The organism is Streptomyces sp. NPDC049585 (assembly GCF_040675615.1).
Taxonomy (GTDB): domain Bacteria; phylum Actinomycetota; class Actinomycetes; order Streptomycetales; family Streptomycetaceae; genus Streptomyces; species Streptomyces luteosporeus.
On sequence record NZ_JBFAPE010000032.1, the window covers coordinates 1 to 11984 of the forward strand.

8 protein-coding genes are annotated in these 11984 nt (G+C 72.6%); 2 read left to right on the forward strand and 6 right to left on the reverse strand.

What is annotated here, in order from left to right:
* Nucleotides 1–301: 301 nt before the first annotated feature.
* Nucleotides 302–904 carry a dienelactone hydrolase family protein gene (locus AB0K17_RS25400; RefSeq protein ID WP_365968314.1) on the reverse strand — a complete coding sequence of 201 codons (603 nt, stop codon included), beginning with the start codon at nt 902–904 and terminating at the stop codon, nt 302–304.
* A 100-nt stretch (nt 905–1004) separates the two neighbouring features.
* Here AB0K17_RS25400 and AB0K17_RS25405 point away from each other — a divergent pair, with 100 nt between their 5' ends.
* On the forward strand, nt 1005–2108 hold the full coding sequence (locus AB0K17_RS25405; RefSeq protein ID WP_365968313.1) for a mechanosensitive ion channel domain-containing protein: 1104 nt from the start codon (nt 1005–1007) through the stop codon (nt 2106–2108).
* A gap of 22 nt (nt 2109–2130) precedes the next feature.
* Here the strand turns inward: AB0K17_RS25405 and AB0K17_RS25410 are convergent, their stop codons facing one another.
* From AB0K17_RS25410 to AB0K17_RS25425, 4 genes are all read right to left on the reverse strand, one after another.
* Nucleotides 2131–3723, reverse strand: a complete 1593-nt coding sequence (locus tag AB0K17_RS25410; RefSeq protein WP_365984347.1) for a Na+/H+ antiporter — start codon at nt 3721–3723, stop codon at nt 2131–2133.
* A gap of 88 nt (nt 3724–3811) precedes the next feature.
* Entirely contained in the window at nt 3812–4753 is a 942-nt protein-coding gene (locus tag AB0K17_RS25415) for an RluA family pseudouridine synthase (RefSeq protein ID WP_365968311.1), read from the reverse strand.
* Between the two features lie 42 nt (nt 4754–4795).
* Nucleotides 4796–5347, reverse strand: a complete 552-nt coding sequence (gene lspA / locus AB0K17_RS25420; protein WP_365968310.1) for a signal peptidase II — start codon at nt 5345–5347, stop codon at nt 4796–4798.
* 64 nt (nt 5348–5411) lie between these two features.
* Nucleotides 5412–7112: a TraR/DksA family transcriptional regulator gene (locus tag AB0K17_RS25425; RefSeq protein WP_365984348.1), complete on the reverse strand. Its 1701-nt coding sequence runs from the start codon at nt 7110–7112 to the stop codon at nt 5412–5414.
* Nucleotides 7113–7552: 440 nt separating this feature from the next.
* On the opposite strand from AB0K17_RS25425, the gene ileS reads away from it, so the two are divergent.
* Entirely contained in the window at nt 7553–10687 is a 3135-nt protein-coding gene (gene ileS, locus AB0K17_RS25430) for an isoleucine--tRNA ligase (protein WP_365984349.1), read from the forward strand.
* Nucleotides 10688–10824: 137 nt separating this feature from the next.
* Here the strand turns inward: ileS and AB0K17_RS25435 are convergent, their stop codons facing one another.
* Nucleotides 10825–11976, reverse strand: a complete 1152-nt coding sequence (locus AB0K17_RS25435) for a DivIVA domain-containing protein (RefSeq protein ID WP_365968307.1) — start codon at nt 11974–11976, stop codon at nt 10825–10827.
* Nucleotides 11977–11984: the final 8 nt, after the last annotated feature.

The window sequence follows — 11984 nt, forward strand, 5'->3', positions numbered from 1 at the left end:
CCCGCACGCCCCTACGGGGCGCCGTGGTGGCACGTGACGACGATCCGCCGGACACGCCCTAGCCCGCGCCCCGAAGGGGCGCGGGGCGGTGTCGATCTGCGGCTACCGCCGCGTGGGCGCGATCGGCCACCGACGGCCCGCAGCCGAGACGCGACCCCGGCCGCCGGGCGCGGCACGGCACCCCCTCTGCGGGCCGTCGTGGCTTGTCGCGCAGTTCCCCGCGCCCCTTAGGGGCGCCGTGGTGGCATGTGACGACGATCCGCCGGACACGGCCTGGCCCGCGCCCTACGGGGCGCTCCGCTCAGCCCTTCAGTTCCGCCAGGAAGCCCAGGGCCACGCGCCAGGCGTCCTCGGCCGCCTCGGCGTCGAAGTCGGGCAGGTCGGGGTCGGTGAACAGGTGGCCCGCGCCCGGGTAGCGGTGGACCTCCACGTCGGCGCCGGCCCGCTGCATGCGCAGGTACCAGGCGCCCAGCCAGTCGTGCGGCTCGAACGGGTCGGGGTCGGCCACGTGCAGCTGGACGGGCAGGTCGTCCACCGAGGCGTCCTCCGGCAGGTCGGAGGTGCCGTGCAGGAGCAGCAGGCCGCGGGCCCGCTCGTCGCCGAGGGCCAGGTTCTGCGCGATCGAGCCGCCGAGCGAGAAGCCGGCGTAGACCAGGCCGCGGGCCGAGAGCGGGGCCGCTGCCCGGACGGCGCGGAGCAGCAGTTCCTCCCGGCCGATCTCGTTCTTGATCTCCATGCCGTCCTCGACGGTGTCGGCGGTGCGGCCCTCGTAGAGGTCCGGTACGTGCACCTCGTACCCGGCGGCGCGCAGCCGGTCCGCCGCGGCGTGCACGGCCGGGCGCAGACCGTAGGCCGAATGGAAGAGCAGGATCGTGGTAGGGGAGTCCTGGTCCGAGGTTGTCACGTGGTCACTTCCTTAACTGCTGGATCGCGTGTCCCCATCGTGCCAGTTACGGTCGTGGCAGGGACGCGCGCCGGCAGGTCGCCGGAAGGAGCTGAGGCCCATGGAGGACGTACTGCGTCCCCTCGCGGTCGTCGGCGGCGCGCTGTTCGTCACGCTCGTCGTCGGCTGGATCGCCGACCAGATCGTCCGCCGGATCGCCGACCGGCACCCCGAGGATGCGCTGTGGCCGTTGCTGCACCGCTGCCGCATGCCGCTGCGGCTGGTGCTGTGCGCGGCGCTGCTGCGCGGCGGTTACACCTCGCTGCGCATGCCCGCCTACCGGGAGGCCGTGGTGGGCCAGGCGCTGACACTGGTGCTGATCGGCGCCTGCGCGTGGCTGGCGGCGCGGCTGGCCACGGCGGTGGTCGAGGCGGGGTACGCGCGGTACGCGGCCGGGGCGCGGGACCCGGCGCGGATGCGCCGGGTACGGACGCAGGTCACCTTGATCCGCCGCGTCGTGACGGCCGTGGTGGCCGTGGTGGCGGTCGCGGCGATGCTGCTGACCTTCCCCGGCATGCGGGCGGTGGGCACCTCGATGCTGGCCTCGGCCGGTCTGATCGGCATCGTGGCCGGTGTGGCCGCGCAGTCCACGCTCGGCAACCTCTTCGCAGGGCTGCAGATCGCCTTCGGCGACATGGTGCGCATAGGCGACACGGTCGTGGTGGGCGGCGAGTGGGGCACCGTCGAGGAGATCACACTGACCTATCTCGTCGTCAAGACCTGGGACGAGCGCCGCATCACCATGCCGGTGTCGTACTTCACCGGCCGGCCCTTCGAGAACTGGTCGCGCGGCAATCCGCGGATGACCGGCACGGTCTTCCTGCACCTGGACCACACGGCCCCCATCGACCTGATGCGCGAGCACCTGCACCGGCTGCTCAAGGGCGTGCCCGAGTGGGACGGGCGGGCCTGGAGCCTGGTGATCACCGACACGACGCCGTCGACCATCCAGGTACGGGCCCTGGTGACGGCCAAGGACCCCGACGACGTGTGGACCCTGCGCTGCGTGGTGCGCGAGGAGCTGGTGGCCTGGCTGCGCCGGGAGCACCCGTACGCGCTGCCGCGCATCAACACCGCGCCCGCGCCGGGCCTCGAGGACGCGCCCGACCGCCGGCAGGCCTCGCCCACCTCGGGCGACATCGGGCCGGGCCCCGGCACGACCTGAGGCGGCCCGGGGCTGCTGCCCGTCAGATACCGCGCAGGGTCCGCTCGTCCAGGTGCCGCAGCACCCGGTCAACGACCTCCGGGTCCATGCCCGCCTCGCTGCGGGCGGCGATGACCTCGCGCCGGGCCGCCGAGAGCAGCTCGGCCTGTACCCGGTGCAGCGTGCGCAGCCGGGCGACGCGCTGCGCCTGGGCCTCGCGGCGCTCCTCGTCGACCATGTCGGGGCTGATGCGCGCGCCGATGTCGTAGGCCCGCCGGCCGAGCGCCTCCATCATGTCCTCGGAGAGGTCCTCGGCCTCGACGATCTCCATCAGCCGGTGTCGGGCCGCCTTCGCCGCCCGGGCGGCCAGCTGCCGCTCCAGCTCCCGGCTGGCGTCGGTGTCCTCGCTGACGCCGAGCACCTTCACCAGCCGCGGCAGGGTCAGGCCCTGGACGACGAGGGTGACGATGATGACCGCGAAGGCGATGAAGAGGATCTCGCCGCGGGCCGGGAAGGGCGACTTGTCCTGCTTGGTCAGGGGGACGGCCAGGGCGAGGGCCACGGTGGCCACCCCGCGCATACCGGACCACCAGGTCACCACCGTCTCGCGCCAGCTGACCAGGATCTCCTCCTCCACGTCACGGCGCTTGTGCAGCTTCTTCGTCAGCCAGGCCGCGGGCAGCAGCCACAGCAGCCGTACGCCGACCACCACCGCGACCACGATGCCGCCGATGCCCAGCATCTCGCCCCAGCGCCCGGAGGCCGTGCTGACGGCGTTGTGCAGCTCCAGGCCGACCAGGCCGAAGGCGACGCCGGTGACCAGGGTGTCGACGACCTCCCAGAAGGTGTGCCCGGCCAGCCGGCCCAGGACGTCGTCGGGGTCGTGCGTGTACTCGGCCAGGTACAGGGCGGTGGTCAGCACGGCCAGCACGCCCGAGCCCTTGAGCTCCTCGGCGACGACGTAGGAGACGAACGGCACCAGCAGGGTCAGGCCGATCTGCAGCGTGGCGTCGTCCAGGACGGTCATCAGCCGCCGGGCGACCCAGCCGAGCCCCAGGCCCACGGCGACGGCGACCACGGCGGAGAGCACCAGCGCGCCGATGGCCTGCGGCACCGAGAAGGTGCCGCTGACGGCCGCGGCGATGGCCACGTGGTAGAGCACGATGGCCGTGACGTCGTTGAAGAGGCCCTCGCCCTCCAGGATGGACACCAGGCGGCGCGGCAGGCCCAGCTCGCCGGCGACGGAGGTGACGGCGACCGGGTCGGGAGGCGCCACCAGCGCGCCCAGGGCCACGGCGGCGGCGACGGAGATGCCGGGCACGATCACATTGGCCACGGCGGCGACGGCCGCGGTCGTGACGAAGACCAGCGCGACCGCCAGCAGGAAGATCGGCCGTTTGTTGACCGCGAACTGCCGCCACGAGGTGCGCTGGGCGGTGGCGTACAGCAGCGGCGGGAGCACCAGCGGGAGGATGTACTCCGGCGGGATGTTCACGTTCGGCACGAACGGCAGCACGGCCAGGACGATCCCGCCGATCGTCATCAGGACCGGGGACGGCACTCCCAGCCGGTCCCCCAGCGGCACTGTGACCAGCGCGCCGAGCAGGAGGACGAACAGCAGGGCGAGCTGGTCCACGGATGCCCTCCGGGCGGGTCGGTGCGATCGAACAGACCTCCTCCAGCCTGCCTCAACCGCGCCGCGCCCGCCCCACGGGCCCCTGGCGTCAGGCGCTCTCGGCGCGCACCCTGTCCAGGGCGTACTGCAGGTCGTCCGGGTAGGCGCTCTCGTACTCCACCCAGCGGCCGTCCGAGGGGTGCTCGAAGCCCAGCCGCACCGCGTGCAGCCACTGGCGCGTGAGCTTCAGGCGCTTGGCCATCGTCGGGTCCGCGCCGTACGTCAGGTCGCCGACGCACGGGTGACGGTGGGCGGACATGTGCACCCGGATCTGGTGGGTGCGGCCCGTCTCCAGCTTGATGTCCAGCAGGCTGGCCGCCCGGAACGCCTCGATCAGGTCGTAGTGGGTGACCGACGGCTTGCCGTCGGCGATGACCGCCCACTTGTAGTCGTGGTGCGGGTGACGGCCGATCGGCGCGTCGATCGTGCCGCTCATCGGGTCCGGGTGGCCCTGCACGAGCGCGTGGTAGCGCTTGTCGACCGTGCGCTCGCGGAACTGCTGCTTCAGCAGGGAGTACGCCCGCTCGGACTTGGCCACCACCATCAGGCCGGAGGTGCCCACGTCCAGGCGGTGCACGATGCCCTGGCGCTCCGCGGCACCCGAGGTGGAGATGCGGTAGCCCGCCGCGGCCAGACCACCGATGACCGTCGGGCCAGTCCAGCCCGGGCTGGGGTGCGCGGCCACGCCCACCGGCTTGACGATCACGACGATGTCGTCGTCGTCATGGACGATCTCCATGCCCTCCACGGGCTCGGCGACCACCTGCACCGGCGCCGGCGGCGCCGGCATCTCGACCTCCAGCCAGGCACCCCCGGTCACCCGGTCGGACTTGCCCGCCACCGCCCCGTCCACCTGGACCTTGCCCGCGGCGGCCAGCTCGGCGGCCTTGGTGCGGGAAAAGCCGAACATTCGGGCGATCGCGGCGTCGACGCGCTCGCCTTCCAGGCCATCGGGTACGGGGAGGGCGCGGGTCTCGGGAATCGTGCTCACCAGTCGAGTATGACGGACGGGCGCGCGGCGCCCGTCCCGGGCTCAGTCGTGGTGGACGGTGCCGTCCGGGTCCAGGCCCCGGAACGACAGGATCACGATGAGGATCCCGCCACAGACGATCGCCGAATCCGCAAGGTTGAAGACCGCGAAGTGCGCGGGCGCGATGAAGTCCACCACGCCGCCTTCGAAACCACCCGGCGAACGGAACAGCCGGTCGGTGAGATTGCCCAGCGCCCCGCCGAGCAGCAGCCCCAGCGCGACCGCCCACGGCAGGCTGTACAGCTTGCGGGCGATCCGGGCGATCGCCACGATCACCGCCGCGGCGATGACCGTGAAGACGATGGTCATCGCCTCGCCGATGCCGAACGCCGCACCCCGGTTGCGGATCACCTCCAGCTGCAGCCACGTACCGATCACACGGATCGGATCATGGTGCTCCAGATGGGCCACCACCAGCAGCTTGCTGCCCAGGTCCAGGAGATAGGCCAGGGCGGCCACCACCAGCAGCACCGCGATCCGCCGCCGGCCCCTGGGCCCGGCCTCCCCGCCGGCCGCCGCCTCGGTGGGCCGTCCCGTCTGTTCCGCCTCAGTCACGTGAGTCCCTGGAGTGTCGTCCTGCTGACTGAGGACGAGGGTACGGCACGCACAGGGGGGCCGGTCAGCGGCGTTCCTGCCGCTGCTTGCACTCCACGCACAACGTCGCCCGCGGGAACGCCTGCATCCGCGCCTTGCCGATCGGATTGCCGCAGTTCTCGCACCGGCCGTACGTACCGGCCTCCAGCCGCTCCAGCGCCCGCTCCGTCTGCACCAGCATCTCGCGGGCGTTCGCCGCCAGGGCCAGTTCGTGCTCCCGGGTGATGTTCTTCGTCCCCGTGTCCGCCTGATCGTCACCCGCCCCGTCACCGGAATCCCGCATCAGACCGCTGATCGCCGCCTCCGACGCCTCGATCTCCGACCGCAACCGCCCCATCTCGTCCGTCAGGAGCGTCCGGGCCTCCGCCACCTCCGCCGGCGACCAGGGCTCCTCCCCCGGCCGCACCACGAGCTCCCCCGGAGCCACCGTCCGGGCCCCCGGAACCTTCGCACCCATGGTCTTCTTCGCAGCCACCGTCCTGGCTCCCGTCTGTTCAGCGGGCACCGCCGTCGCCGCCGGTGCGGACTCCTCGGCCGCAGCGGCCGGGGCGGCCGGGGCCTTCTTCACCACGGAACCCCCACGGGCCCGCGCGGTGCCCTCGGCGGCCTGCGCCTCGGTCACCGTGGCAGTCTTCCCCGCAACAGCCGACTTCCCCGCCCCCGCCCCCTTTTTGGCCGATGCGACGCTCCCACCGGACCCAGCCACCCCCTCGGCCCCGGCGCCCCCGGAGGGCGGGGCCTTCCTGGCCGGGGCCGCCTTGCGGCCACCGGCCGCGGACCCGCCGCCGCCGTCGGAGGCCGCCGTCCGGCCGGGTGCGGCCTTCTTGGCGGTCCCCGCACCAGTTCCGGCGGAGCCGGCCGCCTTCCTGCCCGGTGCGGCCTTGGTGCCGCCTCCCGCCGAGGCTGCGTTTTCAGGCAGCTCGGCCGTCTTCTTGGCCGTCGCCTTCTTCCCGGGCGCAGCCTTGGCGGCCGCTTTCTTTGCGCCGCCCTCGGACGGCGCAACCGCCACCTTCTTGCCGGCCCCCACCCCGGAGGGGTCCGGCGCTGCCGCCTTCTTGCCGGGCGAGACCTTCTTGGCCACGGTCTTCTTGCCGGGCACAACCTTTTTGGCCGCCGCCTTCTTCGCGGGGGCGGCCTTGGCCGCCGTCCTCTTCGCGGGGGCCGCCTTCTTCCCGCCACCCTCCCCCGCTGCCGCGCTTCCGGACGGGGCGGCAGCCGCCTTCTTCCCGGCCCCCGCCCCGGACGAGGCTGCCGCCGAGCCGGCCGCCTTCTTGCCGGGTACAGCCTTCTTGGCCACCGCCTTCTTCGCGGTGCCCTCCGTGGACCGGGCCACTGCCCCGGCCCCCGCTGCGGCCGAGCCGGCCGTCTTCTTCGCGGGGGCAGCCTTGGCCGCCGCCTTCTTCGCGGAGGCGGCCTTCTTCCCGCCACCCTCCGCCGCTGCAGCGCCTCCGGACGGGGCGGCCGCCGTCTTCTTCCCGGCCCCCGCGCCGGACGGGGCCGGCGCTGCCGCCGAGCCGGCTGATTTCTTCGCCGGGGCGGCCTTGGCCGCCGTCTTCTTCGCGGGGGCCGCCTTCTTGGCGCGAGCGCCCGCTGGCGCCGCGCCTGCGGACGGGGCGGCCGTCGCCTTCCCGCCGGGCGCGGCCGGGCCGGTCGTCTTCTTGGCCGCCTTCGCGGCCTTCGCGGCCGGGGGCGCAGCCGACTTGCGCGTCGTCGACTTTTCCGCCATGCCGCTACCCCTTCACATTTTACGATCTTGCGCGCAAATCGTGCGGGAACGATAAATCGGCGCACGGCATGCGGCAACGGGGCACGCCGGTCCGCCGGTATGCGCCCCGCCTCCGGCCCTCAAATGGGTCGGCCGCCCAGGCGTGCGCCCCGTACACTGGGGCGCAGCGAAAGGCGTCGATGGGACCAGTAGCGCCGCACGCAGCCAGCAGCGAGCCGGGGACGGTGGGAGCCCGGAGGTGTGCGCGGTCGTGAAGATCAGCCCGGAGCCGCCGGAGGAACGCCCCGTCCGGGGTCAGTAGAACCGGCATCGCGGCCCAATGAGGGGGCCGGGGACGGCACACGCGCGTCCACGGCCAAGGAGGGTGGTACCGCGGGAGCGCGAGGGCGCGTCTCGTCCCTCCGACGGACAGCGCACCAATCGTCCCGCCGGAGGAGCCGATGACGCAGTACCGCCAGGTACCCGCACAGGTCGACCTGCCCGCGCTCGAGCACGCCGTGCTCGAGTTCTGGCGTGAGAACAAGACCTTCGCCCGTACCCTCGAGCAGTCCGAGGGCCGCCCCGAGTGGGTCTTCTACGAGGGCCCGCCGACCGCGAACGGCATGCCCGGCGCCCACCACATCGAGGCGCGCGTCTTCAAGGACGTCTTCCCCCGGTTCCGGACGATGCAGGGCTACCACGTGGGCCGCAAGGCCGGCTGGGACTGCCACGGTCTGCCGGTGGAGCTCGCCGTCGAGAAGGAGCTGGGCTTCTCCGGCAAGCAGGACATCGAGGCGTACGGCATCGCCGAGTTCAACGCGAAGTGCCGTGAGTCGGTGACGCGCCACACGGACGCGTTCGCCGAGCTGACCACGCGCATGGGCTACTGGGTCGACCTCGACGACGCCTACCGGACGATGGACCCGGACTACGTCCAGTCCGTCTGGTGGTCGCTGAAGGAGATCTTCAACAAGGGCCTGCTGGTCCAGGACCACCGCGTCGCGCCGTGGTGCCCGCGGTGCGGCACCGGTCTGTCCGACCACGAGCTGGCACAGGGCTACGAGACGGTCGTGGACCCCTCCGTCTTCGTGCGCTTCCCGCTGACCTCCGGCCCGCTGGCCGGCGAGGCGTCGCTGCTGGTGTGGACGACCACCCCGTGGACGCTGGTGTCGAACACGGCGGCCGCCGCGCACCCCGACGTCACCTACGTCGTGGCGACGGACGGCAACGAGAAGCTCGTCGTCGCCGAGCCGCTGCTGGAGAAGGCGCTCGGCGAGGGCTGGACGGCGACCGGCCAGTCCTTCACCGGTCGCGAGATGGAGCGCTGGGCCTACCGCCGCCCGTTCGACCTGGTCGAGCTGGAGGGCGCGAACTTCGTCGTCAACGCCGAGTACGTCACGACGGAGGACGGCACCGGTCTGGTGCACCAGGCGCCCGCCTTCGGTGAGGACGACCTGAGGACCTGCCGCGCCTACGACCTGCCGGTGGTGAACCCGGTCCGTCCGGACGGCACCTTCGAGGAGGGCCTCGGCCTGGTCGGCGGCCTGTTCTTCAAGAAGGCCGACGAGAAGCTCGTCGCGGACCTGTCCGAGCGCGGTCTGCTGTTCAAGCACATCGCCTACGAGCACAGCTACCCGCACTGCTGGCGCTGCCACACCGCGCTGCTGTACTACGCGCAGCCGTCCTGGTACATCCGGACGACCGCGATCAAGGACCGGCTGCTCCAGGAGAACGAGAAGACCAACTGGTTCCCCGAGTCGGTCAAGCACGGCCGCTTCGGCGACTGGCTGAACAACAACATCGACTGGGCGCTGTCCCGCAACCGCTACTGGGGCACCCCGCTGCCCATCTGGCGCTGCGAGGAGGGGCACCTGACCTGCGTCGGTTCGCTGGCGGAGCTGTCGGAGCTGACCGGCACCGACAAGAGCAACCTCGACCCGCACCGCCCGTTCATCGACGAGGTGACCTTCACCTGTACGGCCGAGGGCTGCGCGCACACCGCCGTCCGCGTGCCGGAGGTCATCGACGCCTGGTACGACTCGGGCTCGATGCCGTTCGCCCAGTGGGGCTACCCGTACAAGAACAAGGAGCTGTTCGAGAAGCGCTACCCGGCGCAGTTCATCTCCGAGGCCATCGACCAGACCCGCGGCTGGTTCTACACCCTGATGGCGGTGGGCACCCTCGTCTTCGACAAGTCGTCGTACGAGAACGTGGTCTGCCTCGGTCACATCCTGGCCGAGGACGGCCGGAAGATGTCCAAGCACCTGGGCAACATCCTCCAGCCGATCCCGCTGATGGACCAGCACGGCGCGGACGCGGTCCGCTGGTTCATGGCGGCCGGCGGCTCCCCGTGGTCGGCGCGCCGCGTCGGTCACGGCACGATCCAGGAGGTGGTGCGCAAGACGCTGCTCACCTACTGGAACACCGTCGCCTTCCAGGCCCTGTACGCGCGCACCTCCGGCTGGGCGCCGAGCGAGGCCGACCCGGCTCCGGCCGACCGCCCGCTGATCGACCGCTGGCTGCTCGGCGAGCTGAACACGCTCACCGACCAGGTCACGCAGGCCCTGGAGGCCTACGACACCCAGCGCGCGGGCAAGCTGCTGTCGTCGTTCGTCGACGACCTGTCCAACTGGTACGTCCGTCGCTCGCGCCGCCGCTTCTGGCAGGGCGAGCCGGCCGCGCTGCGTACGCTGCACGAGGTCGTCCGCACCGTCACGCAGCTGATGGCGCCGCTGGTGCCGTTCATCACCGAGCGCGTGTGGCAGGACCTCGTCGTGACGGTGGAGCCGCAGGCCCCGGACTCCGTCCACCTCTCGTCGTGGCCGCAGGCCGACAGTGCGCTGATCGACCCGGAGCTGTCGAAGCAGATGGTGCTGGTCCGGCGCCTGGTCGAGCTGGGCCGCGCCACGCGCGCCGAGTCCGGCGTCAAGACGCGTCAGCCGCTGTCGCGCGCGCTGGTCGCGGCGGCCGGTTTCGAGTCGCTGGGCGAGGAGCTGCGGGCGCAGATCGCCGAGGAGCTGAACGTCTCCTCACTGGCGTCGCTGTCGGAGGTCGGCGGTTCGCTCGTCGACACGACGGCGAAGGCGAACTTCCGTGCCCTGGGCAAGCGCTTCGGCAAGGGCGTGCAGGCGGTGGCCAAGGCGATCGCCGCGGCCGATGCGGCGGCCCTGTCGCTGGCGCTGCGCGAGGGCACGGCGGCCGTCGAGGTCGACGGCGAGCGCGTCGAGCTGGCTCCCGACGAGGTGATCATCACCGAGACGCCGCGCGAGGGCTGGTCGGTGGCCTCCGACTCGGGTGCCACGGTGGCCCTCGACCTGGAGATCACCCCGCAGCTGCGGCGCGCGGGCCTGGCCCGCGACGCGATCCGCCTGATCCAGGAGGCGCGCAAGAACAGCGGCCTGGACGTGGCCGACCGGATCGCTCTGCGCTGGCAGTCGTCCGACGAGGAGACGGTGACCGCCCTCGGCGAGCACGCGGGCCTCATCGCGGACGAGGTCCTGGCCACGGACTTCTCGTCCGGTGACGCCGACGACTCGTACGGCGAGCCGTTCACCGACGAGGGCCTCGGACTGACGTTCCGCCTCCGTAAGGCGTAAGCAATCGGGTGACACCAGGCCCCCGGCGCTGCAGCGCCGGGGGCCTTTGCCGTGCATGACGTCGGGGTGCACGGAAATGGGCCGGGCCCCTGGGATTCCCAGGGGCCCGGCCCATGTGTGCCGACGGGCTCAGCCCGTCAGTTGTCGTCCTCGTCGATCAGGAAGCCCCGCATCGGCGACGGCGCCTGCATCGGCTGCGGGCCCTGCGGCCGCACCGGTGCCATCGGCTGCGTCATGGCCGGCGACATCTGCTGCTGACCGCCGTACGACGGGGTGCCCGACGACGGGCCGCCGTGGCCGCCCATGGTCTGGTTGCCGCCCATGGAGTTGCCACCCATGGAGTGGCCGCCCATGCCGGCACCGGCCGAGGCCATCGACCCGCTCATGGAGGGGGCCGGCGGCAGCGACGCGGCGGCCGGGGTGCGCGGCGGGGCCAGCGAGTCGTCCGCCTGGTTCTCCAGCTGGCGCAGCTGGCTCTCCAGGTAGGACTTCAGACGCGTGCGGTACTCGCGCTCGAAGCCGCGCAGGTCCTCGACCTTGCGCTCCAGCGTGGCGCGGGCGGACTCCAGGGAGCCCATGGCCACGCGGTGCTTCTCCTGCGCGTCCCGCTCGAGGGCGTCCGCCTTGGCGCGGGCGTCGCGCTCCAGGCCCTCGGCACGGCTGCGGGCCTCGCCGACGATCTTGTTGGCCTCGGAACGGGCCTCCGCGATCGCCTGATCGGCCGTCTGCTGAGCGAGGGAGAGGACACGGGCTGCGCTGTCGCCACCCGGGCCCTGGCCCGGCTGCGGCAGCTGGGGGCCGCCCATGGGGCCGTTCTGGCCCATGGGGTTCTGCCCCATCGGTCCGTTCTGTCCCATGGGTCCGCCCATCGGGCCACCCATCGGACCGTTCTGTCCCATCGGGCCGGGACCGTGCGGGCCCTGGGGACCGTGGCCGTGGCCGCCGGGGCCGGCCGGCAGCTGCGGGGCACCGCCCGGAAGCTGCGGCGGGCCGCCCATCTGCTGCTGGTTCGGCGGCACCGGCTGCGGTCCCGATATGGCGGCGGGCACCGGAGCACCCGGACGCTGGTCCTGGGGCTCGGGCTTGCGCATGGCCTGCTGCTGGTTCTGCGCGGCGGCACGCGTTGCGGCGGCCAGCTTGGCGCGCAGGTCCTCGTTCTCGCGGAGCAGGCGGGTCAGTTCTGCCTCGACCTCGTCGAGGAAGGCATCGACCTCGTCCTCGTCATAGCCTTCTCGGAGGCGGACGGTCGTGAACTGCTTGTTCCGCACGTCCTCGGGGCTCAGCGGCATCTCTTCTT